The organism is Candidatus Acetothermia bacterium (genome assembly GCA_024653305.1).
Classification (GTDB): Bacteria; Bipolaricaulota; Bipolaricaulia; order Bipolaricaulales; family Bipolaricaulaceae; genus JACIWI01.
This window is the reverse complement of sequence record JANLFW010000005.1, coordinates 27,904-54,395: the sequence shown is the minus strand read 5'-3', so window position 1 is coordinate 54,395 and position 26,492 is coordinate 27,904. Positions and strand designations below refer to the sequence as shown.

At 66.4% G+C, this 26,492-nt stretch carries 23 protein-coding genes and 1 tRNA gene; 16 read left to right on the top strand and 8 right to left on the bottom strand.

Annotated features, from left to right (window positions below; all coding sequences use genetic code 11):
- Positions 1-29: 29 nt before the first annotated feature.
- Positions 30-106 (bottom strand) — tRNA-Pro (locus NUV94_03085).
- A 177-nt stretch (positions 107-283) separates the two neighbouring features.
- Here NUV94_03085 and NUV94_03080 point away from each other — a divergent pair.
- From NUV94_03080 to NUV94_03065, 4 genes are all read left to right on the top strand, one after another.
- Positions 284-1,069 (top strand): hypothetical protein, encoded by a 786-nt coding sequence (locus NUV94_03080; protein ID MCR4391772.1) that lies wholly within the window; start codon positions 284-286, stop codon positions 1,067-1,069.
- Between the two features lie 29 nt (positions 1,070-1,098).
- A complete protein-coding gene (locus NUV94_03075) occupies positions 1,099-2,856 on the top strand; it encodes an ABC transporter substrate-binding protein (protein MCR4391771.1) in 1,758 nt (585 codons plus the stop codon).
- A gap of 71 nt (positions 2,857-2,927) precedes the next feature.
- Entirely contained in the window at positions 2,928-3,917 is a 990-nt protein-coding gene (locus NUV94_03070) for an ABC transporter permease (protein ID MCR4391770.1), read from the top strand.
- Positions 3,910-5,025, top strand: coding sequence for an ABC transporter permease (locus NUV94_03065; protein ID MCR4391769.1), 1,116 nt, complete (start codon positions 3,910-3,912; stop codon positions 5,023-5,025). Before NUV94_03070 ends, NUV94_03065 begins: the two co-directional genes overlap by 8 nt.
- Here the strand turns inward: NUV94_03065 and NUV94_03060 are convergent.
- Positions 5,012-6,709 carry a DUF4912 domain-containing protein gene (locus tag NUV94_03060; protein ID MCR4391768.1) on the bottom strand — a complete coding sequence of 566 codons (1,698 nt, stop codon included), beginning with the start codon at positions 6,707-6,709 and terminating at the stop codon, positions 5,012-5,014. The genes NUV94_03065 and NUV94_03060 overlap by 14 nt on opposite strands.
- Before the next feature lie 139 nt (positions 6,710-6,848).
- Between NUV94_03060 and NUV94_03055 the strand changes: the two genes are divergently transcribed.
- Entirely contained in the window at positions 6,849-7,847 is a 999-nt protein-coding gene (locus NUV94_03055; protein MCR4391767.1) for a PIG-L family deacetylase, read from the top strand.
- On the opposite strand, the gene NUV94_03050 is transcribed toward NUV94_03055, so the two are convergent.
- Positions 7,816-9,507: a flippase-like domain-containing protein gene (locus NUV94_03050; GenBank protein ID MCR4391766.1), complete on the bottom strand. Its 1,692-nt coding sequence runs from the start codon at positions 9,505-9,507 to the stop codon at positions 7,816-7,818. The genes NUV94_03055 and NUV94_03050 overlap by 32 nt on opposite strands.
- Positions 9,508-9,636: 129 nt before the next feature.
- On the opposite strand from NUV94_03050, the gene gyrA reads away from it, so the two are divergent.
- The 10 genes from gyrA to NUV94_03000 all read left to right on the top strand — a co-directional run bounded on the left by gyrA (position 9,637) and on the right by NUV94_03000 (position 20,988).
- Entirely contained in the window at positions 9,637-12,033 is a 2,397-nt protein-coding gene (gene gyrA / locus NUV94_03045) for a DNA gyrase subunit A (GenBank protein ID MCR4391765.1), read from the top strand.
- Between the two features lie 10 nt (positions 12,034-12,043).
- On the top strand, positions 12,044-13,246 hold the full coding sequence (tyrS, locus tag NUV94_03040; protein MCR4391764.1) for a tyrosine--tRNA ligase: 1,203 nt from the start codon (positions 12,044-12,046) through the stop codon (positions 13,244-13,246).
- Between the two features lie 177 nt (positions 13,247-13,423).
- Complete coding sequence (locus NUV94_03035; protein ID MCR4391763.1) at positions 13,424-13,966, top strand: helix-turn-helix domain-containing protein; 543 nt, start codon at positions 13,424-13,426, stop codon at positions 13,964-13,966.
- Between the two features lie 2 nt (positions 13,967-13,968).
- Positions 13,969-14,616, top strand: coding sequence for an aspartate/glutamate racemase family protein (locus tag NUV94_03030; GenBank protein MCR4391762.1), 648 nt, complete (start codon positions 13,969-13,971; stop codon positions 14,614-14,616).
- Between the two features lie 87 nt (positions 14,617-14,703).
- Positions 14,704-16,299: an ABC transporter substrate-binding protein gene (locus tag NUV94_03025; protein ID MCR4391761.1), complete on the top strand. Its 1,596-nt coding sequence runs from the start codon at positions 14,704-14,706 to the stop codon at positions 16,297-16,299.
- A gap of 61 nt (positions 16,300-16,360) precedes the next feature.
- Positions 16,361-17,299 (top strand): ABC transporter permease, encoded by a 939-nt coding sequence (locus tag NUV94_03020; protein ID MCR4391760.1) that lies wholly within the window; start codon positions 16,361-16,363, stop codon positions 17,297-17,299.
- 2 nt (positions 17,300-17,301) lie between these two features.
- The gene (locus tag NUV94_03015) at positions 17,302-18,153 is read left to right on the top strand and encodes an ABC transporter permease (GenBank protein ID MCR4391759.1); all 852 of its coding nucleotides are present in this window, start codon (positions 17,302-17,304) and stop codon (positions 18,151-18,153) included.
- A 9-nt stretch (positions 18,154-18,162) separates the two neighbouring features.
- Positions 18,163-19,425, top strand: coding sequence for an ArgE/DapE family deacylase (locus NUV94_03010; GenBank protein MCR4391758.1), 1,263 nt, complete (start codon positions 18,163-18,165; stop codon positions 19,423-19,425).
- Complete coding sequence (locus tag NUV94_03005; GenBank protein MCR4391757.1) at positions 19,415-20,329, top strand: DUF1177 domain-containing protein; 915 nt, start codon at positions 19,415-19,417, stop codon at positions 20,327-20,329. Before NUV94_03010 ends, NUV94_03005 begins: the two co-directional genes overlap by 11 nt.
- Positions 20,326-20,988, top strand: coding sequence for an AroM family protein (locus NUV94_03000; protein ID MCR4391756.1), 663 nt, complete (start codon positions 20,326-20,328; stop codon positions 20,986-20,988). The genes NUV94_03005 and NUV94_03000 overlap by 4 nt, the downstream gene beginning before the upstream one ends.
- A 16-nt stretch (positions 20,989-21,004) precedes the next feature.
- Here NUV94_03000 and NUV94_02995 read toward each other — a convergent pair whose 3' ends face one another.
- The 3 genes from NUV94_02995 to NUV94_02985 all read right to left on the bottom strand — a co-directional run bounded on the left by NUV94_02995 (position 21,005) and on the right by NUV94_02985 (position 23,703).
- On the bottom strand, positions 21,005-22,069 hold the full coding sequence (locus tag NUV94_02995) for a hypothetical protein (GenBank protein ID MCR4391755.1): 1,065 nt from the start codon (positions 22,067-22,069) through the stop codon (positions 21,005-21,007).
- 11 nt (positions 22,070-22,080) lie between these two features.
- Positions 22,081-23,133 carry an aminopeptidase gene (locus tag NUV94_02990; protein MCR4391754.1) on the bottom strand — a complete coding sequence of 351 codons (1,053 nt, stop codon included), beginning with the start codon at positions 23,131-23,133 and terminating at the stop codon, positions 22,081-22,083.
- A gap of 159 nt (positions 23,134-23,292) precedes the next feature.
- Positions 23,293-23,703: an aspartate/glutamate racemase family protein gene (locus NUV94_02985; GenBank protein ID MCR4391753.1), complete on the bottom strand. Its 411-nt coding sequence runs from the start codon at positions 23,701-23,703 to the stop codon at positions 23,293-23,295.
- 558 nt (positions 23,704-24,261) lie between these two features.
- Between NUV94_02985 and NUV94_02980 the strand changes: the two genes are divergently transcribed.
- Positions 24,262-24,975 carry a hypothetical protein gene (locus NUV94_02980; GenBank protein ID MCR4391752.1) on the top strand — a complete coding sequence of 238 codons (714 nt, stop codon included), beginning with the start codon at positions 24,262-24,264 and terminating at the stop codon, positions 24,973-24,975.
- A gap of 97 nt (positions 24,976-25,072) precedes the next feature.
- Here NUV94_02980 and NUV94_02975 read toward each other — a convergent pair whose 3' ends face one another.
- Positions 25,073-25,465 carry a 4Fe-4S binding protein gene (locus tag NUV94_02975; GenBank protein ID MCR4391751.1) on the bottom strand — a complete coding sequence of 131 codons (393 nt, stop codon included), beginning with the start codon at positions 25,463-25,465 and terminating at the stop codon, positions 25,073-25,075.
- The gene (locus NUV94_02970; protein MCR4391750.1) at positions 25,462-26,454 is read right to left on the bottom strand and encodes an NADH-quinone oxidoreductase subunit H; all 993 of its coding nucleotides are present in this window, start codon (positions 26,452-26,454) and stop codon (positions 25,462-25,464) included. Before NUV94_02970 ends, NUV94_02975 begins: the two co-directional genes overlap by 4 nt.
- Between the last annotated feature and the right edge of the window lie 38 nt (positions 26,455-26,492).

Sequence of the window (26,492 nt, the reverse complement as noted above, 5' to 3'; positions counted from 1 at the left end):
GGAAATTTGGACTGGGAACGGCCTTTGTCTGGTCGGAGCGACCGGATTTGAACCGGTGACCTCTGGCCCCCCATGCCAGCGCGCTGCCAGGCTGCGCTACGCTCCGTGCCCGGTGATACTACACCCCGACCCCCGGCCTGCCAACCCAAGTTGACATGGGGAGGGCGAATCACTAGAATAGACTTTGAAACTTCAATCTTGAGAAGGAGGTGAGGGACAGACGAAACGTACGGCTTGGTTGCGTCGGGGTAACCCATGGGTGGTTCAGGTAAGGAGGGGGTTGATGACGAAAGCAGTGGGGTGTTTGCTGGCATTGTTGGTCACGGTTCCCGTGCTGGCCGGGTACAGCGGCGCCGATCTCGAGCGGATCGCGGCCAAGGACGTCGTGCCCGAGATCCGCATGGCCGCCGGTTACGCCCTGGTCGGCTACTATGAGGCCACGAAGACGGAGGCCGAGCTCCTCGTCCTGATCGAGAAGGGGGAGTCGGAGGCCATCCGCATGGCCGCCGGGCTGGCGCTGGGCAAGCTTTGGATCGGTGCCGGGAAGACCAAGGTCTTCCTGCTGAACGAGATCACGGAGAACGCCTCCCCTCTGGTGCGGGGGGCGGCAGTGCCCGCGCTCCTCAACTTCCTCATCGCCAACAACGAGATCTCTCTCGAGTTCTTGTACACGAAGGGCGCCTCCGAGGAACTCCAGTACGCCGCGGCCAAGGCCTACTTCCAGAAGAAGCGCGCCAACTTTGACCGGGCCAAGCTCGAGGCCATCTGTAAGGACGACACGGCCTCGGCCGGGTACCGCAAGGCGGCGGCGGAGTTCCTCGCCGGCCACTACCTGTTCCCGCCGACGACCGCCCTGTCCCGGGCCGACCTGGAGAAGCAGGCCCTCGAGGGCGAGAACGAGTACCTCCGCTACGCGGCGGCCTGCGCCCTGTTGGACTTCCTCGTGTCCGACTCCGCGACCGACCTGCACAAGAAGGTCACGTCGTTCTTCTTCGACCCGAAGCCGAGCGCGGAGTACAAGTGGGCCTACGCCTGGACCCTGGGCGCCAAGTGGGCGGCGGACCTGTGAACGAGACCAGCCAGTAGGAGGTGGATGGGATGAAAAAGATCCTGTGGATTGGCTTGTTGGCAGCGGTGATGGCGGGGACAGCCATCGCCCAGGAGTACAAGGTGGTGCCCTTCGGCCAGGGGGATTGGGCGAACCTCGCCTCAGGGCAGTACGGGGGGTATCTCGTGGTCGGGTCCTTGGACAACCCGAAGACGTTCAACTACCACATCGCCCAGGAGACCTCGTCCACGGACATCTGTGGCATGTTCCACGCGGGCCTCACCGAGGTCAACCCGATCACCGATAAGGTGGAGCCGGGGCTCGCCAAGTCCTGGGACATCTCCGGGGACGGCCTCGCCATCACGTTCCACCTGCGTCAGGGGTTGAAGTGGTCCGACGGGGCGCCGTTCACCGCCGACGACGTGATCTTCACGTTCAAGGGCGTCATCTACAACGACGACGTGCGCACCGACTACCGCGACGTCCTCCCCGAGGGGATGACGGTGGAGAAGGTGGACGACTATACGGTCGTGTTCACCGTCCCCGAGCCGTTCCGGCCGTTCCTGCGCGAGATCGGCGGGGCCATCTATCCGGCCCACAAGCTCCAGGACCTGTCGCGGGTGTACAACCCCGACGCCGACCCTGAGGCGCTGAACCGGGTGTGGGGCGTGGACGCCAAGCCCGAGGACATCGTGGGCATGGGGCCGTTCATGCTCCAGGAGTTCATCCCGGATCAGCTTGTGGTCATCGTGCGCAACCCCAACTACTGGAAGGTGGATCCCAAGGGGAATCGGCTCCCCTACCTCGACGGCATCAAGTACGTGATCTCCTTCTCGCTGGACACGATCATGCTCAAGTTCCGGAACGGCGAGCTCGACGTGTACGCGCCGCGGCCGGAGGACCTGGCGACCCTGATCGCGGAGAAGACCCAGAAGGGGTTCGAGGTCCGCATCGATCCGACCAAACCGCTCACCGGCACCACCTGGATCGTGTTCAACCAGGACTGCCCCAACGAGACCCTCAAGACCTACTTCAGCATGCTCGACTTCCGCAAGGCCATGGCCCACTTGGTGGATAAGAAGTCCATCATCGACAACGTGTACCTGGGCCTGGGCGTGCCCCAGTGGAGCCCGGTGACCATGCTGTCCCCGTTCTACACGGAGGACGTGCCGAAGTACGAGTACGACCTGGCCACGGCCGCCGCGCTCCTGGACAAGATCGGCCTCGTGGACCGGAACGGTGATGGGTGGCGGGATCTGCCCGACGGGACCACGTTCGAGTTCGAGCTCCAGACCAACGCCGGGAACACGATCCGCGAGCAGATATGCCAGATCTTCGCGGCCGATGCCCGCAAGGTCGGGGTCAAGGTCAACTTCAACCCGATCTCGTTCAACGCCCTGGTGACCAAACTCCTCGGCGGCCAGTACGAGGCGGTGCTCCTCGGGCTCACCGGCAGCTCTGAGCCCCACGGCGGGGCCAACGTGTACACGTCCTGCGGTGGGCTCCACTTCTGGAAGTACTCGGACTGCGAGGACCCGACCCCGATTGCCAAGCGCATCGACGAGCTGTTTGCCCTCGGCGTGAAGACGTACGACTTCGACGAGGCCTACGGCTACTACGCGGAGTACCAGAGGCTGTTCGCCGAGAACCTCGACCTCATCTTCACGGTGAACATGGTGTTCCGCTATGCCCTCTACCGGAACCTCCAGAACACGGCGGAGTTCAGCCCGCTGGCGGGGGCGCTCGGGTTCGCCGAGTACCTGTGGAAGACGAACCCGAAGATGGTGGGCAACCGGGTCGTGCGCTGATCCCATTTCCCGGAAGAAGCGGAGGGGCGATCTTGCGGTCGCCCCTCTCTATCTCTATACTTCGCTTCACCATGGTCGGCTACATCGTCCGGCGCCTCCTGTACATGGTACCGGTGCTGGTTATCGTGTCCCTGATCAGCTTTTTCATCATCCAGCTCATGCCCGGCAACTTCACCACCGTGTTCAAACTCAACCCCCGGTTCAGCAAAGAAGAGATCGCGCGCCTCGAGGCCCGCTATGGTCTGGACAAGCCGTCCTACGTCCGTTACTGGAAATGGATCACCGGCATCATTACCCGGGGGGACTTCGGCTACTCCATGGAGACGCAACAGCCGGCGTTCGACGCCTTGTTCAAGGGGCGCATCGGCTGGACCCTCCTCACCTCGTTCGGGACCCTCGTCTTCACCTGGATCCTGGCCATCCCCATCGGCATCTACTCCGCGGTACGCCAGTACTCCATCGGGGACTACACGCTGACGTTCTTCGGGTTCCTGGGCTTGTCCATCCCTAACTTTTTCTTCGCCCTGGTGCTGATCTGGTTCCTGGTGTCGGTGCTGAACGTGGGGGCCAAGGGGCTTGGGGTGGGTGGACTGTTCGACGTGCAGTACGTCAATGCCCCGTGGAGCTGGGCGAAGTTCGTCAACTTCGTGTGGCACCTGTGGCCGGTGCTGGTGGTGGTGGGGACGGCGGGCATGGCCAGCCTCATCCGGTACATGCGGGGGCAGCTTTTGGACACGCTGTCCCAGCAGTACGTCCTCACCGCCCGAGCCAAGGGCCTTCAGGAACGGGTGGTGATCTGGAAGCACGCGGTGCGCAACGCCATCAACCCCCTCATCACCATGCTCGGCATGTCCCTGCCGGATCTGTTCGCCGGGGCGTTCTTCACCGCCATCATCCTGGGCCTTCCTACGGTGGAACGCGCGTTCTGGAACGCCCTCCAGCGCCAGGACGAGTACGTGATCATGTCCGGGCTCCTGTTCTTCGCGTTCCTCCTCCAGGTGGGGAACCTGCTGGGGGACATCCTGCTCGCGTGGGTGGACCCGCGGATCCGCTATGACTGAAGTCGAGAGAACGGAGCAAACCGAGGAAGAAACGGGCGTCAGCCTGTGGAAGCTCGCGTGGCACCGGTTCCGGCGGCACAAGGTGGGACGGGTCGGGGCCGCGGTCGTGGCCCTCCTCTTCCTGATCTTGATCTTCGCCGAGTTCATCGCCCCCTATTCCCACACCGAGCAGTACCGGTCCTTCACCTACGCTCCCCCCACCAAGATCCACATCTTCGACGAGAACGGCCGCCTCACCCGACCGTTCGTGTACCAGGTCACCCGACGCCTCGACACCGAAAGCTGGAAGTGGGAGTACGGCGAGGACCGAAGCGTGAAGCATCCAGTCCGGTTCTTCGTGCGCGGACACCCATACAAGCTGTTCGGCATCTTCCCCACGGACGTGCACCTGTTTGGGGTGGAGGAGCCGGGCAAGATCTTCCTGTTTGGAACGGATGAGATGGGCCGGGACCTCTTCTCTCGGGTGACCATGGGAAGTCGGGTGTCCCTGATCGTGGGGCCGTTTGTGGTGGCCATCTCGTTCCCGATCTCCCTCCTCCTTGGGGGGATCTCCGGCTTTTACGGGGGGGGGCTGGACATGCTCCTCCAGCGGGCGTTCGAGGTGGTCATGTCCATCCCCACCCTCCCGCTGTGGCTGGCGCTGGGGCTGGCCCTGCCCAAGGGGTGGTCCCCGACGATGCGGTTCTTCGGGATCGTGGCGATCATGTCCTTCATCGGCTGGGCGGCCCGGGCCCGCGTGGTGCGGGGCGTGGTGCTGTCCATCCGCTCCATGGACTTCACCGAGGCCGCCCGGGCCATCGGGGCCAACGACCTCCGGATCATCGTGCGCCATATCCTGCCCAACCTGACCTCGTACCTCATCGTCGCCGCGACGTTGACCATCCCCGGGGCGATCCTCGGGGAGAGCGGGTTGAGCTTCCTCGGCATCGGCATCAACGAGCCGATGGTAAGCTGGGGGCTCCTCCTCTCGAAGGCCAACAACGCCGCCACCATCCAGAACTTCCCGTGGCTCCTCATCCCTGGGCTGTTCATCACGATCACCGTGCTCGCGTTTAACTTCCTCGGCGATGCCCTGCGGGACGCGTTCGACCCGTTCAGGGTTGTCTGAGCCAGGCCCTGAGCTCCCTCTCCAGGTCGGGCAAGGTGACCCCGAGCGCCCCTTCGGCGGCGCGGAACGGGCTTGCCCCTGCGTCCAGGAGCGCCCACATCGCCCGCACGCCCTGCGGCCCGTAGCGCTCCGCGAGAAACCGCGCCAGCGCCCCGGCCTCGGCCTCGGCCACCTCAGGGGGGTAGGTCTCGAACAGGGGCTGGGCCAGGGACACCCACCGCCCGTCGGCCAGGATGCGGGCGGCCTCGGCCCGGAAGTCCCGGTCCGGGCAGGCGAGGTGGAGCACCACCCCCTCCACCAGCGTCCGATAGGCAGGAAGCCCCCACGGAGAGACGGCTTCCAATACCACCCGCACGGCGAGGCTGGGCAGCGCTTCCGCCCCGGCCGTCACCCACACCACGCCCCACGGCACGGTGGCTGCGGGCACGGCTGAAACCAGGTAGAACACGAGCTTGTCGGGGAGCCCCGCTTCCGCGATTTCCCAGAAGTCCATCGCTCGGGTCAGGGCCTCCTCCGCCGCGGCCAACCACCGCGCCCCGTCCTCCGCCGGGCCAACCAGGACCAGCCGACCATGGGTCAGGCGGCTCTCCCCACGGAGCGTGCCCACGGCCGCGCGCAGCTCCGGTTCCTGGACCTTCCTCCCCTCCCATGCTGTCCAGGCCCGCTCCGGGTTGCCCAGGGCGAGGTGGGCGAGTCCCAACGCCCACGAGACCTCCTCCCCGGAGAGAGCGTCCAGTGCGGCCAAGGCGCGTTCGGTCCTCCCGCTGTACAGGAGCGTCATCGCCCGGAGGTACGGCGCGTCAGGGATCTCGGCAAAGGATGCGGCCAGGTATGCGTCGAGCTCGGCGGTCATGGCCTCCGGGGACATCCCCAGGGCCGTCGCGGCCGCTGCCCAGGAGGGGGCCTGCCAAAACGCCTCCACCCCGCGGCGGCCAAACCGGTTGAGGGCCCATTCCCCCAGGGCCCCAGCCATCGCCTCCCATGTCCGTCCTCGTCCCTGGGAGCCCTGCCCGCGGGCGAGGATAAGGGCGCGGTAGGTCTCCAGCGAGGGGGCGACGCCTACCCAGGGTGCGTTCACCGTGAAGTACAGGCCTTCCCAGGGATCTTGGGGGAGGAGGCGGTCCGCCCTTTCCCACAGGATGGACCAAGGGACAGGTTCCCCCCACGCCGCCGCCTCCACCGCCCACGGATGGTCCGGGTGGTCCAGGTAGAGGGCAAGGCCTCGCCGGAACACGGCGTTGCCTGGACGTCCGAAGAGGAGGGAACACGCAAGCCTCCCCAGTGCACCCCCGAGCGGTTGACCCCTCACGTGGTCCACCACCGCCACGGAGGTTCGCTCCTCCTCCGTCCGAGCGGCGTACCCCAGGGGGAGTTCGGCGGTGCTGGCGTAGAGGTACACGTACACCGGGCCCCGGATCTCGGCGAGGCCGATCCCCAGCTTCCCCAGGACGTCCTGCCACGCCGCGTTCACCTCCGACGCCAGCGCCTCCGCTTCGCCAGCAAGCGCGCTTCCCTTCAGGTACCGCACCACCACCGGGCCGGACTGGACCTCGGCCACGGGGCTGCGGGCCCGCTTCAGGGCAGGGAACGCCCAAAACACGAGCGCCCCGATCACCAGGGCCACCACCGCCCCCAACGCCAAACCACCCATCACCCACAACATCCCTCTGCTACGGGCGATCATCCGTGTCCCCTCTCCTCATTCCGGGTTGCCACCGCAGCGCGGAGTGCTTGAATTCCCCCGTGTCCGGAGTATAAAGGAAGCAGGGCGTGGGGAGAGCCTTGGCCTGGCGGGAAAGCGAACGGGTGAAGTGAGGTTAAGGGTGCGTGCCCGGCGGTGGTGGGTTGGGGGGCTGGTCCTCGTGCCGTTCGCCCTGGGGTTCATCCCCGGGGTCCCTCATCCGTTTCTCAACCTGTTCCTGTGGTGGGTGCCCGTTCCCCCGCGGGTCGAACCGCCGGATCCCATCCCCGACGTGGAACGGGTGTTGGTGGTGGCCCCCCATCCCGACGACGAGGTGCTGGCGCTGGGGGGGACGATCGCCAACGTGGTGCGGGAGGGCCAGGAAGTGCTGATCGTGTTCCTGACCAATGGGGACGCCAATCGGGCCGCCAAGCGCCTGTTCACCCTGAACCCCCTTCACCGGGCGGTGGATTACCGGGCCCTGGGCTACCGCCGGCAGAAGGAGGCGGTGCGGGCGCTCTCGATCCTGGGGGTGCCCAAGAGCCGCCTGATCTTCCTCGGGTATCCGGACGGGGGACTGGCCACGATGTGGGCGAGTTGTTGGGACCGCGAGGTCCCCTACACCAGCCCCTACACCAAAGCTCATCACCCCTTCTACACCAACAGTTACCGCCCGGAAGCGGTGTACTGCGGGGAGGACCTGATGCTGGATCTCACGGAGATCATGGATCGGTTCCGTCCCACCGTCGTCTACCTCCCCCACCCCGATGACGCCCATCCCGACCACCAAGCTGCCCTGCGCTTCGCCGTGGCCGCCCTGGCCGCCCTGGAGTGGGAGGAGGAGCGCCCTGAGCTCCGCCTGTACCTGGTTCATGCCCCCCGTTGGCCCTTCCCCAGACGGTTGATCCCGGACCTTGAACTGGCGCCCCCGGCGCCGTTCGACGGCTGGCAATGGCAAAGCTGTCCGCTTCCGGAAGAGGTGGTGGAGTTGAAGCTGGCCGCCGTCCGGGCCTATAGCTCACAGCGCGTGACCAATGGGCGGTTCCTGGCCGGGTTCGTGCGGTCCAACGAGATCTACACACGGCTGCCAGGGCTGTCGCTGGCCCAGCTCACCGACGGGACGTACGGGCCAAACAGGTGATCACGTAGGGGCGGGACGAGTCCCGTTCCACGTGCTCGCGTACCACCACGAGCTCCTGCCGCTTGCGGAACGGGCGATGAAGGAGGTTGCTCGCTGGCCACGGGTTCACCAGCACCAGGAGGCCCTCGGGGGCGAGGAGCCGGCATAGCCGGTCCGCTACGGCTTCCAGCCGCCGGAGCGGCCCCAAGTAGTAGAGGACCTCGGCGCAGAACACGAGGTCGAACACCCCACCCGGTGCCTCCTGGGTGATGTCCAGGTGGAGGAAGCGGACGCCGGGGAGGCCCGCGCAACGGGCCCGGGCCCGCGCCAATGCCGCCGGCATGAAGTCCACCCCGACGATCTCCCTTCCCCACCCTTCCCGGGCCAGCCGGGCGGTGAACAGGCCCTCGCTGCAGCCTACTTCAAGGATCCGGCCGTACGGGGGTCGCGCCGGGTCCGCCCGCTGCGGCAGGATGGCCAGGGTGAGGTCGTACTTCCGTTGCTCGTACGCGCTCGTCTCGTACCCCCACGGGTCGGGCCGCCGATACAGTCGGGCGAAGAACCGAGGGAGCCAGCGGGGGCCGAGGACCCATCCGTAGAAGTACAGGCTCCCCAACTCCAGGGCTCCGCGCACCATGCCCAGCCAGGACCGAACCCGGCTCCGCCCGTGGCCCTCCCTCGTCCCCTTCACCGCGTACAGCAGCCCCTCCCGGGACAGGTAAACCAAGCCGGTCCCCACCACCAGGAGCTCCAGGAACCGGATGGTGAGGGAGAAGGCCACTCCCCCCTGGGCGGAGATCCCCACCAGGCTCAGGATGCCCACCCGCCCGCCCTCGGCCGTCCCCATCCCAGCCGGGGTCAGCCAAAGGAGGGTGGTGAGGATGGCGTTCAGGTTGAAGTACAGGGCGAGGTCGGCCAGGGAAAACCAGCGGCCTTCGGTGAAGTAGAAGAAGAGGAGAGGGCGCAGGTAGTTGCAGAGGAAGCTCAAAAGCTCCAGCACCAGGGCGAGGACGGTGTAGGGAAGGTACCGGCTGAACGCGGCGTGCACGTCGTCCTCCATCTCCCGCACCTTCTCCGCCCACTCCGTGGGCCGCCGCCACGCAGGCTTCAGCCGCCCCAAGGCCGCCACGATCCGGCTCAGCCAGTGGTAGTTCCTGGCAAAGCTGAGAACCCCTAGGGCCACGGCCGCGGACACCACGCCCAGCCCGGCGGCCACCTTGACCTTGGTCATCAGGCCCAAGACTGGGACGGTGAGGGCAACCGCCCCACCCAACACGGCGAACGTCACCAGGCACAGCCCGGCCAGGAGCCGGTCCAGGAGGAGGGTGGCGTAGATGGTGGTGAGCGGCCGTCCGGTCTTGCGGGAGGTGAGCCAAGCCCGCACTGGCTCCCCGCCCAGGTGCGCCACCGGGGTCAGGTAGGACACGGCGAACCCGGCCATGCTCACCCCAGCCACGGCCCGCCACGGGAGGCGTACCCCAAACGCCCATAGCAACACCCCCCAGCTTGCGGCCCACAACGCGGTGGCGAGGAGGTCGCCCGCCAACATCGCTAGGAACCCTAAGGGTTCGAGGGCCTGCATCTGGCGCCACACCGCGCCCGGCCCTACCAGGACGAGGATCGCGGCGAACAAACCCAATCCGACGGGCACAAGCGCAACCGCGATCCACCCCCGGCCCATGGCCCTTAAGCGTACCCCGAACGCCCGGCTGCGGTCTAACCCGGGCACCAGTCCCCAGGTGAAACGGGCACCAGCCGGAAAAGCTTGCGCCCGCCCCTTCCCTTTCGTAAGATTTAAGGGTTTTCCAGTATGGAACGTGTAGAGATTGCCTACATCGAAGACGAGATGGAGCAGTCGTATATCGACTACGCCGTCTCGGTGATCCGCGGCCGGGCCATCCCCGACGTGCGGGACGGGCTCAAGCCCGTGCAGCGCCGGATCCTTTACGGTATGCGGGAGCTCGGCCTCACCCCGGGCAAACCCCACAAGAAATCGGCCCGCATCGTGGGTGAGGTGATGGGTAAGTTCCACCCCCACGGGGACATGGCTGTATACGAGGCCATGGTGGGCCTGGCCCAAAGTTTCTCCACCCGCTACCCCCTGGTCGACGGGCAGGGGAACTTCGGGTCGGTGGACGGGGACGAGCCGGCGGCGATGCGGTATACCGAGGCCCGCTTGAGCCCGATTGCCGTCGAGTTCTTGGAGGAGCTTACCGAGGATACGGTCGACTTCCTCCCCAACTTCGACGGCTCCCTGGAGGAACCGGAGGTCCTGCCGGTACGGTTCCCCCACCTCCTCGCCAACGGGGCGTGGGGGATCTCGGTGGGGATGACCACCCAGATCCCCCCACACAACCTGAGGGAGCTCATCCAGGCCACCCTGTACCTCATGGACCACCCGGATGCGGGCGCCGACGAGCTCCTCCCCCTCATCCCCGGGCCGGACTTTCCCACCGGCGGGCTCATTGTCGGTCGGGACGGGATCCGGGAGGCGTACCGCACCGGGGAAGGACGCCTCACCGTGCGGGCCCGCGCGTTCGTCGAGGACGAACGGATCGTGATCACCGAGATCCCTTACCAGGTGCGCAAGTCCACCATCCTCGAGTCCATCGCCGCCAAGGTCCGGGCCGGGGAGCTGGAGGGGATTGCCGACCTCCGGGACGAGTCGGACCGGGAGGGGCTGCGGGTGGTGATCGAGCTCAAGCGGGGCACGGATGGGGAACGGCTCCTGCACCGCCTGTACAAGCTCACCCCGCTTGAGCGCACGTTCGCTTGCCACTTCTTGGTGATCCAAGATGGAAGCCCCCGTACCCTGTCCCTGCCCAAGCTCCTCCGGGTGTTCCTCGACTTCCGCCGGGCCACGGTGCGGCGGCGGACGGAGCACCGGCTGCGGGTGGCCCGGGAACGGGCCCATATCCTGGAAGGGTTCAAGCTGGCCATCGCGCACTTGGATCAGGTCATCGAGATCGTGCGCTCCGCGGCCGAGCCGGCCGAGGCCGAGGCCCTCCTCGCCGCGGAGCTCGGCCTCTCCGCCAAGCAGGCGGAGGCGGTGATCAAGATGCGGCTGAGCCAGCTCACCAAGCTGGAACGGCGCAAGGTGGAGGACGAACTCGAGGAACTGCGCGGGAAGATCGCCGAGCACGAGGCGGTGCTGGCCGATCCGGTCCGGCTGGACGGCTTGATCCGCGAGGAGCTCAAGGCCATCGCCGAGCGGTACGGGGACGGGCGGCGGACGACGATCACCGCCGGTGACGCGGTGGGCGAATCGTCTGAGCTGGAGATTCCCCTGCAGGACGTGATCCTGTGCGTGACCCACAAGGGGTACGTGAACGCCACTGAGTGCGAGGCGTACCGGGCCCAGGGCCGGGGCGGCAAGGGCGTGATCGGCATCCGCACCAAAGAGGGAGACTTTCTACGGACGATGGTGGCCGGAAATACGCACCAGGACCTCCTCGTGTTCACCGACCGCGGGCGGGTGTTCAAGCTGCCCATGAGCTGCCTGGACCTTGGCCAGCGGGACTCGGTAGGCAAGAACCTGCGGCACTTCCTGGAGATGGACGTGGGCGAGGAGATCCGCGCGGTGCTGCCGGTGGGCGACTACACCCACGGATACGCCCTCCTCGCCACCCGCCACGGGATCGTCAACCGCAATGCGCTTTCCGACTACGCCAACGCCCATGCGAAAGGGATCCTGGCCCACTCCATCCCCGAGGAGGACCGGCTGGTGGACGTGCTCATCACCCATGGTGGGGGGGAGGTGGTGCTGGCCACCTCCGGCGGCCATGTGATCCGGTTCGCCGAGGAGGAGGTTCGGGTGACCCGGCGGCCGTCGAGAGGGGTGATCGGGATCCGCCTCGCCTCCGGGGACAAGGTGGTGGGCTTGGTTGGGCTCCCACGAGATTGCCAGGGGAAGCGACTGCTCTTGGTGACCGAGGGCGGGCATGGCAAGCGCGTGGACCTTTCGGATCTTCCAGCCCAAGGCCGGGGCGGCCGGGGCGTGATCGGGATCAAGCTGGACGACCAGGTGGGGCCGCTCGTTGCGGTGATCCTGGTGGCCGAGGACGACGAGGTGGCCCTGTCCACCGCCGGCGGAAAGGTGATCCGGTTCCCGGCAGCCCAGGTGAGCACGTTCTCCCGGTACGCGCGTGGGGTGCGGCTGATCCAGGTGGAACCTGGGGACCGGGTGGTGTCGGCGGTGGTGGTGTGAAGGAGCGACGATGGGCGTTCGCCCGGAAGTAGAACGACAACTGGCTCTGATCGAGCACAACGTGGAGACCCTCCTCCTGCGGGAGGAGTTGGCGGCCAAGCTCGAGCGGTCGCTGCGCCAGGGCCAGCCCCTGCGGATCAAGCTCGGCATCGATCCGTCGGCCCCACATCTTACCCTCGGCCATGCGGTGGTGCTCCGCAAGCTCCGCGTGTTCCAGGACCTCGGTCACACCGCGGTGCTGGTGGTGGGGGACTTCACCCGCCGGATCGGCGATCCGTCCGGCAAGTCCAAGACGCGCGAGCCGATGGCGCCTGAGGAGATCGAACGCAACATGCACACGTACCGGGAGCAGGCGTTCCGCATCCTGGACCCGAAGCGGGCTGAGGTGCGGTACAACTCAGAATGGCTGGAGAAACTCACCCTGGCCCAGGTGCTCGGCCTCACCGCGCGGTACACCGTGGCCCGGATGCTGGAGCGGGAGGACTTCCAGCGCCGGTTCCACGAAGGGTCGGCGATCACGATCATGGAGTTCCTGTATCCCCTGGCCCAGGCCTACGATTCGGTGGCGGTGCGGGCGGACGTGGAGCTCGGGGGCTCGGACCAGCGGTTCAACCTCCTCATCGGCCGCGACATCCAGGAAGCGTATGGTCAAGAGCCCCAGGTGATCCTGACCATGCCCCTCCTCCTCGGCACGGACGGGGTGTTTGCGATGTCCCAGTCCCGGGGGAACTACATCGGGATCGCCGAGCCGCCCGAGGAGCAGTTCGGGAAGGTGATGTCGCTTCCGGATGAGCTCATGCCCCAGTACTACCGGCTCCTCACTGACACCCCGTGGGAAGAGGTCCAAACTCTTCACCCGAAAGAGGCGAAGAAACGCCTGGCGTTCACGTTGGTCGCCCAATTCCACGACGAGGAAGCGGCCCGCCAGGCTCAGGCCCACTTCGAGCGGGTGTTCGAGGAGGAGAAGCCTCCCGAGGAGATGCCGGAGGTGCGGGTGGGGAAGCTCTTGGACGCGGACGGGGCGGTGGGGATCGTGGAGCTGCTCGTGGCGTCGGGGCTAGCTTCATCGCGGTCGGAGGCGCGCCGACTGGTGGAGCAGGGGGGCGTGCAGCTGGATGGGGTCAAGGTGGGGTCCCCGCAAGATCGGGTGGAGGTGCGGACGGGGATGGTGCTACGGGTAGGCCGCCGCCGCTTCGCCCGCTTGCTTGTCTGACGGATTCGCTGTCTGAGGGTGCCGGCCCCTGCTCGTGCCCCATTTCCTCCGGTGGATGGCCCCGGGCCCGTCGTTCTGGACTAACAATCAAGCCATGCCGTAGAAGGAATTGGCATTCAGGCGATCTTTGAGCGCTGACTTGACGCTCAGGAAAGATCGGCCTGTACTGGGGTAGGCATGCCGGGTGACCTTGGTCAGCGGTTGCGGGAGTTGCGGTTGCAGAAGGGGTTGACCTTGCAGGAGCTCGCGGCGAAGATTGGGAAGTCCGAGAGCTACCTGAGCAAGCTCGAGCACGGGAAGATCAATCCCTCCCTGACTTCCCTAAAGAAGATCGCCGACGCTTTGGGACGGCCCGTTGTCCACCTGTTCGAGGACGACCTGGCCGCGGTTCAAACCGTCCTCGCCGATGGACAGCGGCGCCGCATCATCGTGTCGCCTCACCTTGAATACGAGATCCTTTCGGCGCCCAACGCCCAGGTGGCCCTGTTCAAGGTTCGCCTCAAGAAGGGGGGAAGCAGCGGGGCCCAGGCCTACATCCATGAGGGCATTGAATGTGGGTTGATCCTGTCTGGAAAGGTCCGCATCGTGGTTGGGGACAAGGCCTACGTGCTCACGGCCGGCCAGAGCATCACGTTCCGCAGCGAGCAGCCCCACCGGTTCGAAAACGCCGGCGATGAGGAAGCAGTGGGGATCTGGGCGGTCAGCCCGCCCACGTTCTGACGATGGCCAAGACCAGAGTGGGGCTGATCCGCGTCGTTAGCAACTTGGATCATGAACAGGCGCAGATCCATGGCCGCATCCTGGAGCAGGCGTTCCCAACGCTTGCCGTGCTCACCCAGACGATCGACGGCTTCCCGGGCGGCCTCTACAACAGGACGTTGGAGCAGCAGGCAGTCCCCGAGATCCTTCGGGTGGGCCGAGCGTTGGCTGCGCGCGTGGACGTGGTGGCCGTGAGTTGTGCCGCCGACCCCGGCGTGGACGAGCTGCGGGAGGCATTGTCCATCCCCGTGGTTGGGGCCGGTTCCTGCCTCGGGCTCGTCGGCCGGGCGTTGGGGACGAAGGTGGGCATCCTCACCATCACCCCGTACGTGCCTCAGGCCATCGTGCGGGCCTTCCATGGGTGCGAGGTGCCATGGAGGCAGGTGGAGGGGGTCTACCGGACCACTGATCTGCCGGGGGCCATGGACGCCATGGTCCAGGCGGCCGCCGGGCTCGTCGACCAGGGCTGCCGCGCGATCGGCCTCGCCTGCACCGGGTTCAGCACGGTGGGGGCGGCGGCGGCCCTGCGGCAGGCCCTTCCAGTGGTGGTGTTGGACCCTGTAGTGGCCATGGGGGCAGCGATCACGTGCGTCCTAAGCGGGAGGGGGTGAGAGTCCAGTTGAACCTCTTCGCGGGAAGTTAGGGGTGGAGAAGCAAGGCCGAATGGGGTTAGTTTTATGACATAAGGGGAGGACCAAATGCAAAAGGGTATAGTGCTGTTAGTACTGATGGGCATCCTCGGGGTCGCACTGGGTGTCACCGCGCAGACCCAGAAGGCGATGGTCACTGCGTTTCAGGAAGAGCCTGATTTTCTAGATCCACACCGGACCACCCGGTTCCACTCCCTGGTGGTCCTCAGCTACGTGGTGGAACCATTGTTGGATATGGATCCGAACTTCCAGCCCGTGCCTCTATTGGTTCGCTCGTTCGAGTGGTCCGAGGACAAGCTGACCTTGGTATTCCACCTGAAGCAGGGTATCCTGTTCCACACCGGACAAGAGATGACCTCCCGGGACGTCAAGGCGTCTTATGAGCGGTACTTCCGGTTGTCCCCGCTGGAGAACTACCTCGGCCCCAAGTACAGTGGGGTCACGGAGATCCAGACCCCAGATCCTTACACGGTGATCTTTAAATTCGCTACCCCTAAACCGCTGGCCCTGTACCACATCGCTGATGCTCATGCGAGCATCATGCCTGCGGATTGGTTGGCCACGATGTCCGATGAGGAGGTAGGGGTGAAGGGCCTGGTAGGCACTGGCCCCTACCGGTTTGACCGCTGGATCCGCGGGGATCGGATCGTCATGAAGCGGTTCGACGCGTACAACCACGCCCCCGACTACATCTCCAACCGTGGCCCAGCACACGCTGAAGAGCTCGTCATGCGCATCATCCCTGAGGCTGCGACACGGCTTGCGGAGATCTTGGCCGGGAACATCGATTACACGTTCGACGTCCCCCTCATGGGCTATCAACAGCTGGTTGCGAACCCCAATCTTCAGGTTTACATGGCTCCCACGTACAGCGTGCAATACCTTGTTTGCAATATGAAGCGCGAGCTGTTTAACGATCGCCGTATTCGCCTCGCCGTTGCTCATGCGATAAACAAAGAGGAGATCGTCAAGGGGGCCTGGTTTGGCATCGCGTTCCCGCTCTACGGCCTTGTCGGGCCAGGGACCACCGGCTATTGGAAGGGGGTCGAGGAGATCGCCTACGCGTATGATCCCGAGAAGTCCGTGGCCTACCTCGAACAGGCCGGGTGGACAGCGGTCGACCGCGACGGCGTGCGGATGAAGGATGGAAAACGCCTTGAGCTCACGCTGATCTCCTTCTCCAACGTCGACCAATGGCGGCGGGCGGCGGAGGTCGTGCAGGCTCAGTTGGCCAAGGTGGGGATCAAGGTCAACCTTGCCCTGGCTGAGGTCGGGGCCACTTATGACCGTGCGCGGGCTGCCGACTACGACCTCGGCATCTTCCGCAACACGTGGTGGATGGGGGAGCCGTACCTCACGTTCCTCACCCACTCGGTGAACATCGGCTCCAGCAACTTCGGGCAGTGGAAGAACGACGCCATCGATGCCCTCCTCGATCTATCCTCCAACGCCCTCGATGATGCGCTCCGCCGGGACGCGTTCATCCAGGCTCAAGCCATTGTGGTGGAGTCGGCGGTGTGGGTCCCGCTGGCGGTCAACGTGAACGTGGTTGCTGCCCGCCGCGACGTGGGCGGGCTCGATGAGCTGTTCTCCCACCCGTGGCAACCACCGCTGATGCGGGCCTTGGTGTTGTACAAGCGCTAGGGGAAGGAAGGGGGAAAGGCCCGGAGGCCGGGGCCACCCCGGCCTCCGGGCTTGCCTAGGGATGGGAGCCTACCTTGTTCGCCGTCTGTTGATGCTGGTCCCCACTCTCATCGGGGTCACGGCCATTGTCTTCTCCCTGATGCATGTAAGTGGGGATCCGATCCGCCTGCTCTTCGGTCCCAACGTGTCCGAGGAGAAGGTCTTGGAGAAGAGGGCCGAACTTGGCTTGGACAACCCCATCCCCGTCCAATACTGGAACTGGTTGACCCGGGTCGTTCAGGGCGATCTTGGGCTGTCCATCCACGTCCAAGATCGCGTAGCAACCTTGATCCTGGCCCGTATTGGCCCGACGTTGGAGCTGACCATCCTCGCCCTGATCCTCACCGTAGTGATCGCGATCCCCATCGGGATCATCTCCGCCATGCGCCCCTATACCATCGTTGACAATGTCAGCCGGTTCGTCGCTCTGTTTTGGGTTTCCATGCCTTACTTTTGGCTGGGGATCATGTTGATGATGGTATTTGGCTTGAGGTTGCGGCTTCTCCCCATTTCCGGGAGGGGGGGACCACTGTGGACCTTTGCCGGACTGAGATCCGCACTTCTCCCTGTCTTGACCCTGGGGCTCCCCCCTATTGCCCTGTTCACCCGGTTGACCCGATCGGCGATGCTCGAGGTTGTCAATGAAGAATACATCCGGACGGCACGGAGCAAGGGGGTGCACGAAATCATCGTTGTGGTTCGCCACGGCCTTCGCAACGCGCTGATACCCGTGGTCACATTGCTTGGGCTGCGCTTGCCTTGGCTATTCGGAGGAGCGGTGATTACAGAAACGGTTTTTGCCTGGCCGGGCATGGGGAGGCTCCTTGTCAACGCGGTGATGGAACGAGACTACCCAGTGGTCCAGGGCATTGTCCTCGTGATCGCCCTGTTGACGGTCCTGGCCAACCTCGTTGTGGACTTCGCGTACACGCTCATTGACCCACGGATCCGCTACGGTTAGACATGAAACAGTTCTTTTCGTCGCGGGCAGTTCGCAGGTTCACGCGTAACCACCTCGCCCTGGTCGGGCTTTTTTTCGTGGCCGCGGTGGGGCTTACGGCACTGCTTGCCGACGTGATCGCCCCGTACGACCCTCTGGCCATGGACTTCGATGCTTTGCTGTCCCCGCCATCGGCGACGCACCCCATGGGCACCGATGTGCTTGGCCGTGACCTTTTAAGTCGGGTGCTGTACGGGAGTCGCTATGCGCTTCTTATCGGGATGGGTGTGGTTGTTCTTCAAATGGTGTTGGGAGGAATCCTTGGGCTGGTGGCCGGGTTCGTGGGGGGGGTTGTTGATAGCCTGATCATGCGGGCGGTGGACATCGTGTGGTCCATCCCGGGGTTGGTGCTTGCCCTTGCCCTGGCTGGAGCGTTGGGCGGTGGGATTGGGGTGATGATCATAGCCATCGCTGTAACTGGGTGGGGACAATTCACCCGGCTCCTTCGGGGACAGGTGCTCTCTTTGCGTGAGTTGGACTACGTGACGGCGGCCTACGCTTTGGGTGCTTCCCGAACACGAATATTGTTTCGTCACGTCTTGCCCAACGCCCTTGGTCCGGTGGTCGTGTACACTACGCTGGAAATGCCGGCGGCCATCCTCTCCTCAGCGGCGCTGAGCTTCCTTGGGGTAGGGGCCCAGCCCCCGATCCCGGAATGGGGGGCGTTGATCGCCGACGGACGTGGGCTCATCGGCTTCGCGTGGTGGGTTTCCACATTCCCCGGGCTTGCGATCATGATCACCGCCTTGGGGTTCAACTTCGTCGGCGACGGGCTGCGGGACGTCCTGGACCCCAGGTTCGAACGGCGCATTTGAGGAGGGACCATGACCAGGCGTGAGGCGATCAAACGCTGGGACTGTGAGCGAGAGGTGACGACGGTCTGCTCCAAGCTCATTCGTTTCCCCAGCGAGAACCCGCCTTGTGACGTGACGGAGATCGCCGCGTACATCCTGGAGCGCCTGCATCGCGCGGGGATCCCCGCCCGCCAGCTTTCCGCCGCGCCGGGGATGACGAGCGTGGTCGGGGAGCTCGACTTCGGCCCCGGCCCGTGCCTCGTCGTGAACGGGCACATGGATGTCGTCCCAGCCGGCGACCGCGAGCGGTGGGCGTTCGACCCGTTTGGCGGGGAGGTGCGCGAGGGGTACGTCCTCGGGCGGGGGGCGAGCGACATGAAGGGGGGCTTGGCCGCCCTCCTCGTGGCCCTCAGCAAGGCCGTGCGGTGGGACAGCCTGCGGGGCAAGGTCCTGTTCATGGCCGTCCCCGACGAGGAAACCGGGGGTTGGTACGGGACACGTTGGCTCCTTGAACAAGGGTTCACGGGGGATGCGTGCCTCATCGCCGAACCCTCGGGGATCAATCCGACCATCGGCCAAAAGGGGGCCCTATGGTTGCGGGCCATGACCCGAGGGGTCCCTGTCCACGGCAGCCTATCGCCCCTTGTTGGTGAAAACGCGATCTTGCGCATGACACAGGTCATCGAAGCAGTCTATTCCCTGTGGGGAAGGCCGTGGACCATTCCCCCAGAACCCCGTCGTTTGATTTCCGAAACTCAGGCCATCCTTCGGGAGGAAGGTCTTGAGGTTCAGGCTGAAGTTTTAGACCATGTCACGGTGAACGTGGGGCGGATTTCCGGTGGGGATAAGGTGAACATCGTTGCCAGCCGATGTGAGGCCGAGTTCGATTTGCGGGTGCCCGTCGGGGTCCCTGTGGGGGTTGTGCTCGACCTCCTCCGGCAATTGGTGGAAGAGCGAGCTGGTTCCGGGGTGGAGGTCACCCCTCTTCGCGACCCGATCGAGGCGAATTACACCCCACCCACGCATCCTTTCGTTCAGCTCGTGCTTAGAATCATCCGTGAGGTCGCTGGGGACACGTCCCGGCCGGTCTTACAGTGGGCATCGAGCGACGCCCGATTCTTCCGGCGCCACGGGATCCCGACACTCCAGTTCGGTCCTGCAGATCTGCAAGGAATCCATGGATACGATGAGCGGGTGGCGGTGGCGCAGCTTGTTCAGGCCGCGAGAGTGTATGCGTTGCTCATCCACGACTATCTTTCGCAGGGCGATGGAGGTGGCTTCCGTGCTGCGTGAGGTCATGGAAGCGATGGAGGTTTTGGAGAGTCCCCATGCGTCGGGGGACGACGTGGCGGCGTGGCTCCGGCGATGGGGGGCGGAGGAGGTGCAGGTGGTGCGGGTGAACGGCGAGGCTGGGAGCACCGACTTCGTCAAGGTCCGTATCCCTGGGCATGGCCGTGGGCCCACGCTGGGGGTGATCGGGCGGTTGGGCGGGGTCGGGGCCCGTCCGAGTCGGCTGGGGCTTGTGTCCGATGCCGACGGGGCCATCGTCGCCCTAGCCTGCGCGGCCAAGCTGGTACGGATGGCCAGCTCCGGCGACGTTCTGCCCGGGGACGTGCTCGTGGCCACCCACATCTGTCCCAACGCCCCCATCATCCCCCACGAGCCCACCCCGTTCATGGATGCCCCGGTGGACATGGTCACCATGAACCGATACGAGGTCGATTCGGCCATGGACGCCATTCTGTCCGTCGATGCCACCAAGGGCAACTGGGTCATCAACCGCCGCGGGTTCGCGATCAGCCCCACCGTCAAAGAAGGGTACATCCTGCGGACCAGCGAGGACCTTCTGGAGATCATGCGCTATGTCACAGGGGAACCGCCGGTGGTCTTCCCCATCACCACCCAGGACATCACCCCCTACGGGAACGGAATCCATCACCTAAACAGCATTCTCCAGCCCGCCACTGCCACCGCCGCCCCCGTGGTGGGGGTAGCGACCACCGCGGCGATCCCCGTGCCTGGGTGCGCTACCGGGGCCAACCACCCCCTCGACCTGGAGCTGGCCGCTCGGTTCTGCGTGGAAGTGGCCAAGGCGTTCACCTCCCGCGAGTGTCGGTTCTACGACCCGGAGGAGTTCTCGCGGCTGCTCGCGTTGTATGGGCCGCTATCGCACCTTCAAACGTTGGGCAAGGCATGAAACGGATCGCCCTCGTGACGATCGGACAGGCGCCCCGGGACGACGTGGTGCCCGAAATCCGTGGCCATCTGCCCCCGGAGGTGGAGGTCGTGCAAGCCGGGGCGTTGGACGGCCTCACCGTGGACGAGATTGCCGCCCATCCCCCGCTTGGGGAGGAGAGCACCCTGGTCACCCGCCTTTCCGACGGCCGAGAGGTCACGGTACACCGGGAGTTCGTCCATCACCGCCTGGAGGAAGCGATCCGCGCTGTGGAAAAAGACGTGGTGCTGATCGGGATCCTGTGTTCCGGGACCTTTCCCCCCTTACGGGCCCGGGTTCCCGTGGTCGTGCCCCATGTTCTCGTGAGATCGTACGTGTCAGCCCTTGCCCTCCCTGGGCCGCTTGGGATCCTGGTCCCTTCGCCGCGGCAGGTGGCCCCGACGGTGGAGGAGGTTCGGGGGTGGGGGGTGGAGGCGATCGGAGCGTCGGTCTCCCCGTATACGGGTAGGGCCCGCCTGGGCGCGGTTGCCCGGGGGCTGGCCGAGCGCGGAGCGACGGCGTTCCTCCTCCACTGCTTCGGGTACAGCGAACGGATGAAAGGCGAGGTACGGGCGGCCACCGGAGCCCCCGTGCTCCTCGTTCGCTCCATGCTCGCCCGGGCCCTGGCCGAGCTGGTCTAGGGGCGGGGGAGCCCGCCTAGCAGCCGGGGACGCCCAGGTTCCGGCAGGCCTCCACCACCTCCGGGTGCACGTACCGGCCGTCCACCTCGAGCGGTTCCCCGTCCAGGTAAATGGACGGGCAGAGGACCACTCCGTCGGTGTGCGATGCCGCCTGCCAGGTGAGCCCGCCGATCTGTGCTCCCTGGGTGCCGATGCCCATCTCGATGCACCCGAACACGCGCTCGTCCTCCACGATCCGCCCGGTGGGGCGGGTCACCCCAGGGTTGAACCCCAGAGAGTAGTGGGCGATGCGATACATGTTGGGGTCGGCGAAGGAATCGAGCCACCGCTTGAACACCTGCGCCTCTGCCCCACCCCGCACGGCGACGATCACCCCCTGGTGGACCTCCAGCTCCACCGGGGAGGCAAGCCGGCCCAGCTCTGTCGGCGGCCACAGGGCGCCGTCGAACACAAGCATGCCCTCGATCGTGGACTCCACCGGACACCAGGAGATCTGCCCGCCGAGCATGATCGGCTCGCCCGGGGTGTCGGCGAGCTTGCCCGCGTGCCGCACCCGCCGGCCGCGGTTGTGGGCCACGAGGTCAGTGCCCGCGGGGCTGGTGACCCGCACCTCATCGGCCCTGGCCACGATGCGCTGCAGGGCCTCCCCTAGGGCGAGCATCTTCGGGTAGTCCACGCGGCCGATGCACCGCACGAGCATGTCCACGTCCATACCGGTGAGGCAAATGTACCGGCACCCGCCGGCGAGGGCTGCCCGGTGAGCGGCGGTGTGCAGAAGGTAAGCCACAGCCAGCTCGATCCACACCTGGGCCCGCGCCGCCGCCCCGGCCACCGGGGGCGGGGGCTCCAGCACCGGGGCCGGGCTTGTGGGGTAGACCACCAGGGTGGGGACGGCCCGAGCCGCGTAGGCGGCCTGGGCGACCAGCTCCGCCACCCGCCGGTCACCCATCGTGTCCACGGTGATCAGCACGTTCTCGCCCGGACGAACGAGCATCACCTCCTCCACCAGCTTGCGCGCCGCCCCGGCCGCCTCGAACGCGAGGTACCGATCGGTCGGTTCCACACCCAGCGCGAGCTCCATCTCCCCCCTTATCAGCCGAACGTCCACCGCCCCTCGTCCATGACCGTCTGCCCATCGAGGAGCAATGTGGCCCGGGGGACGACGAGGTCGGCGTGATAGTCGGCCACGTTGACCCCGCCCATGTGTGCGTTGTCCCCAATGGCCACGTGCACGGTGCCCTTGATCTTCTCCGCCTCCAGGGTGATGTCCGTGCGCCGCGCGTTGGGGTTCGTCCCCACCCCCAGCTCGGCCAGGTGGCGCCGGGCCCGCTCTTCTGCGGTGGGTCGACGGCCTCCCAGGCCCAGCAAGCCCCGTAGGCGTTCCCCCACCTCCCCGCCGCCGTCCACGGCGACCACCGCGCCGCCGGAGAACACCAGGCGCATCGGCTCGACGAGGCGGTGATGCCAACCCGGCTCCACGACCAGCACCCCCTCCGCCGTCCCCTCCACCGGGGCGATGTACGCCTCGCCCCCGGGCAGGTTCCCCCACATGCCGGGGCGAAGGTACAGACCGTCGTCCACCCGCCCCTCCCGCCCCTCCAGGCTGAATTCGAGGTCCGTACCCGCGGGAGACCGGACCGTGGCCACGCGGGCACCGGTGAGGCAGGCGGCGATCCGCGCCGTCTCCTGCGCGATGCGGCGGTAGTCCACGGCCAACGGACCGTCCGGGTAGAACATCTCCGGCAGGAAGCGGGGCATGCTCGCCACCCGTGCCCCCGCCCGGCATGCGCCCTCTCGGGCGTGGGTATGGCTGAGGGAAAAGGAGGTGATGGCCACCACCACGTTCGCTTCCCGCAGCCTTGCTGCCACCTCATCGCCGGGCTCGCTCCCCGAGCGTCCGGTGGCCGGGTAGGCCAGGAAACCCACCGCACAGGCCGGCAGCTCTTCGGCGGCGATCTCCGCCACCCGGCGAGCCAACGCCGCCCGCCGGAACGCCTCCTCAAGCTGCGATACAGGCCACTCTCCCCACTGCTCGGGCGTCGGCACGTCAGTTACCACGAGCACGGACTCCCCGGCCTGGACTCCGAGGTTCACGCGCAGCATGCCCACCACTCCCGGACGGATGGTCTCCGCGTCGATCTCCATTGGTCTGCCTCCCGTGCTTGTGTTCAGCGCCAGATCTTGGGCGGGGGAGGAGGATAGGCGGCTTTGCTGTGAGCGATGCCCATCTTTACGTACGCCTCGGCCAGCTTCACCGCCGCCACCGCTGGTACGACCACCGGAATCCCCAGTCCCCGTCGCAGCTCATCCGCCACCCCCAGCAGTGACCCGCAGCCTAGGATCACGACCTGAGCCCCACGGGCGACAAGCTCCCGCCCTCCGGTCGCCCAGGAGGAAGGCGACCACCTCAGCAGCCTCGCCTAGCCCGACGACGGGGATGGAGACCGCCTCCCGAGCCCCGTCCACCGCGGGGTTGCCGAAGCAGTACACGATTACCCCGTCGGCGCCCGCCCGCTCGGCGGCGGCCACGGCCTCGATCACGTAAGGCGCGACCAGCGCCTCGTCGTACGTGCACTCGATGGACTCCGGGCCGTGGGCGAGGTGGACCACGTTCACCGCCGTGTCCCGATCGGCGGCGGCCTGGCACAGCTGGCGCACGCCTTCGTTCCAGCGATCGGTGGACACGGGGACGATGACGTGCAGCTCTATGGACATCGAATCGAGTTTACCCCAAGCGCAGGCAACGGCCAAGGGCGCGCCTCGACCAGCGTTCAAAGGGCAAGGGCGAGGCGTGGGGGGATCGCCCCCTGGCCGAGGAGTGTTCCGCAGTGTACCTGGGCGGCACCTTTCTCTTCCGGGGCGTGCACAAGGTGCGGATCTTCGTCCCCGACGAGCTGCCGCGGCGAAAGGCGGCATGGGGGCCAGAAGCCCCCGCAGGCCGTGGTCGACAAACCTGTTGGCGCTCGGCGGAAGGGGCGAAGCAGCTGGCGAGCCGTCTCGGAAGGAGGTCCCGGCAAACACCGAAACGCGTGGAGGGCGGCCATGCCGCATAGATAGACTGGATGGGAGCCATCCCTCTCCCCTACGGGGGCGCATCGAGGGCCTAGCCCCCGGGCGCTGGCACCTGCGCGTCTACCCACGGGGGGAGCTCCTCTGGGATGCCCGGCACGAGGTCGTGGCTCCATAGCATCTCCACGCTTCCTTCACCCTGAATACACACCCCATCCTTACCGTTTTACGGGAGTTCTGTACGGACTGAAGGGGGGATTGCCGATGACGAAAAAGGCGTGGATCGCGGTGGGCTTGGCCGGGGTGGTGGCCGTGGGGGGGTTGGCGTCCGTTGCCGGGGGTGGCCGGCTCGGGACGTGCGGGGAAGGGATCGGGGCGTTGGTGGTGATCAACGCACTGGAGCTCTCCCAGGACCAAATGAAGGCCCTCGTCGCGCTCACCCAGGAGCTCATGCCCCTGCGCGACGAGATCCTGGCGGGGAAAGACGTGCTCAAGGAGAAGCTGATCGCGTTCCAGGGCACCCCGGAGGAGCTCAAGGGATTGCTGCAGGAGTTTTTGGCCTGGGAAAGGGAGCTGGTGCAGGCGTTTGCCGACAAGGCGCTGGACGGGATTAAGGGGATCCTCACCGTCCGCCAGTGGGAGCGCCTGCGCGATGGCCTGGGGCTCCTCTCCGAGGGCGGGCTTCGGTTGCGGCCGTTCCTCCAGCAGTTCCGGGAGCGACAGCAGACGATGCCGATGACGCCTATGTCTCCGCTCCGCCCGATGGTGCAGCCGTGGCCGCAGGGGCGGCACCCGTTCCCGCAGCAACCGGCGTGCCCGATGACGCGGCAGCAGCGGCCGATGACGATGCAGCGCGGCCCAATGGGGATGATGGGCACGCCCGGGGCCGAGGGCCGGATGTTCCTGCCGTGGCTCATCGTCCACCTCCCGGACCTCCAGGAAGCCCTGGAGGCCAAGTTGAGCCAGGCGGGTTCCTGAACTGACCCACCCCACCCGCCGCGAAAACGGCGGCCCAGTGCGGGGAGCGGGGTTCCCAGCCCTGCTCCCCGCCATTCTTGGGGAGAGCGGCGGAGGGCTACTCGACGGTCAGGGAATCCGCCGACCGGTCGGGGTCGGCAAGCAAGAACGCATGGCTCAGGGCCAGGGCGCCCACCGGGCACGCGTCCACGCACTGGGCGCAGAACGTGCACCGGGCCACGTGCATGCGGATCTTCTTCACCTCGGGACGGAACTGGATCACCTTGGCCGGGCACACCCGGATGCACAGCTGGCATCCGATGCACTTGTCGTGGTCGTAGGCGATCCGCCCCCGGAACCGGGGCGGCACCGGGACCGGTGGCACGAGCTTGGCCTTGCCCGACCGGATCTTTTCCAGGAACCTGGTCACCGACTTGGGCATGTACTTGGCCGGGAACCGGTTGGTCGCCGGGCGCGTGAAGAGCTGGCTGAACAGGGTCTTCAGGATCATCCCATCACCGCCTTGTCCAGCACGAGCAGCACCAACCCGACCACGGCCCCCGCCGTGATCTGAAGCCAGAACCCGCGGACCACCTGATCCACCTTGAACCGGGCCATCGCCACCCGCACCGTGGTCGCCGCGGCGAACATCACCACGAACGCCTTGACGAGGAAGAACGCGACGTCGAGCACCTGCCCGCCCACGCCCTTGACCCCGAGCGGCGCGGCGATCCCGTACGGGATGAACAAGGCCACCACCAGCGCCGCCATCGCCACCGTCTTCACCGCGTCGGCGAGGTAGAACAGGGCGAGGTAGGTCCCGGAGTACTCCACCATCAGCCCCCCGGCGATTTCCGTCTCCGCCTCGGGGATGTCGAACGGGATTTTGGAGAGCTCAGCCGGGGTCACCACCAACAGGCATCCGAGGAGGATGGCCAGCCCGAACACCCCGAGCGGCCCCACCGCTGTCCACAACGGGTTCGCGGAGATGGTGGCCAGCGAGAACGCCGGTCCCACCTCCAGGGCCCTGAGCCGCCACACCACCCCGACGAGCGCCACCGCGAGCGGGAACTCATAGGACATGAGCATCACGATCTCCCGCTGCCCGCCCACCGTGGCCAGGGGCGATCCGGACGCGAACCCGCCCAGGGCCATCGCCAACGCCGGCACCGCCAGGAGGTACAGGACCAGCACCGCGTCCCCGTACCCGCGGAGGATCGGGGGGAACGGCCCCAAGGGGAGGTAGAGGAGGGTGGTGAACGAGGCCACGGCCGCCAGGAACGGCATCGCCCGGAACAGCCACCCCACCGCGTCCCGCGGGACCACCGTCTCCTTCATCAGGAGCTTCCCGAGGTCGAGGAACGGCTGCCGGAGCGGAGGGCCGACTCTGGCCTGCATCCGGGCGGCGAGCTTGCGATCGAGGCCCTTGTAGACCAGGCCCACCACGCCGCTGCCGACCATCACCGCTGCCGCCTGCCAGACGAGATGCCAGCCGCTCATCCATCACCCCCGTGACGCGTGACGAGCCCTAGAAACAC